This is a genomic window from Stenotrophomonas sp. 05L414_2, from assembly GCF_056397905.1.
The window spans coordinates 1-1,275 of the sequence record NZ_JBFTOJ010000320.1; the positions used below are offsets into that span (position 1 = coordinate 1).

The following is a 1,275-nucleotide window of genomic DNA, read 5'->3' on the forward strand; positions in this document are numbered from 1 at the left end:
CCACGACGGTGTCCGTCTTGGCAACCAGGACAAGGTAATCCTGGTTCGCGAGGTTCGTGGACGGAAGTTGGTCTTGGCCCTGGAGATCACCGAACTCCAGAAGCACGAAGACAATGTCGGGCTATGGATGTTCGGCTCCAACGTCTTGGCGGTGCTTCTGTTGGGACTCTTGGTTGGTTGGGGCCTGGGCCGTGTTCTGAAGCCGCTGACGGACCTCTCAAACAGGATCCGTCGCCTTAGCCCCGAGCAGCCTGGCGAGGAAATCGAGGTGGGACCCGATGCCAGTTACGAGCAGGCGGTCATCACCGACTCCCTCAACGATTACATTCGGCGAAACGAGCAGTTTGTCGAACGTGAGCGGCAGTTCATCAACAGTGTCAGCCATGAACTGCGCACACCTATCGCCATCATTGGAGGAGCAGCGGATCTGGCCTCCAACCCAAACGCCTCTCCCCGGACGGTGCGGAACCAGCTTATCCGCATCAAGGAGGTAACAAGCTCGGTCGATGAGCTGATCTCTGTTCTCTTAGTCCTTGCGAAAAGCCCAGATCGTCTTGAGAGAGTGAGCGAACTGCTGGATCTGAAGGAGGTCGTACGCGTGCTGGCCAACGACCATCTGTATCTGTGCGGCGACAAGTTGCTGACCATCGAAGTCACCGCAGATGGCGACCCGGTAGTATTGGCTCCTGTCGCGGTCCTGTCGGTGGTGGTTGGAAATCTGATCAGAAACGCAATCGAGAACAGTGATCGAGGGGCTATCCGTGTATCGGTGAATGCCCAGTGGCAGGTCATGATCGAGGACCCCGGACACGGCATGTCGCCGGAGGAAATCAGTGCCCTGTACGCCAAAATGGCCAGGGGGGAGGCCCGGGATGGGCAGGGGATTGGGCTCGAGCTGATCGCCAGGCTCTGCGGGCATCTTGGCTGGAAGCTGACCTTCGAATCCAAACCAGTGGGTGAAGGGACCCGCGCGATTGTCGACTTGTCCGCCAGCGCGGCAAAGTGAGCTGACTCCCGCTTGGGGGTTGGGGTTCCGACCAAACTCCGACCTATCCACTAGCAGACTGCGGAAGAACCTGCGGAAGCGGGGCCCTTCCACTCTATCTGCCAAGACATGCCTGGACAGTTTGGTCACATTCCCCGAGGTCCGGCGCGCACTTTGAAGGCGTTGGGATGGTCACTGCAGGGCCTGAAGGCAGCCTGGCTTCACGAATCCTCGTTTCGCCTGGAGGTGGTTCTCGCCGCCGTCCTGATTCCGCTCGCGCTCCTTCTCGG

General features: G+C 59.4%; 2 protein-coding genes. Both read left to right on the forward strand.

Translation table 11 applies throughout. The features are described 5' to 3' along the window. A partial coding sequence (locus AC1DJN_RS21980) for a sensor histidine kinase (RefSeq protein ID WP_478040278.1) occupies nucleotides 1–1,006 on the forward strand: 1,006 nt, incomplete at its 5' end. Nucleotides 1,007–1,114: 108 nt separating this feature from the next. Next, the coding region (locus tag AC1DJN_RS21985; RefSeq protein ID WP_478040280.1) for a diacylglycerol kinase at nucleotides 1,115–1,275 on the forward strand (161 nt) is incomplete at its 3' end.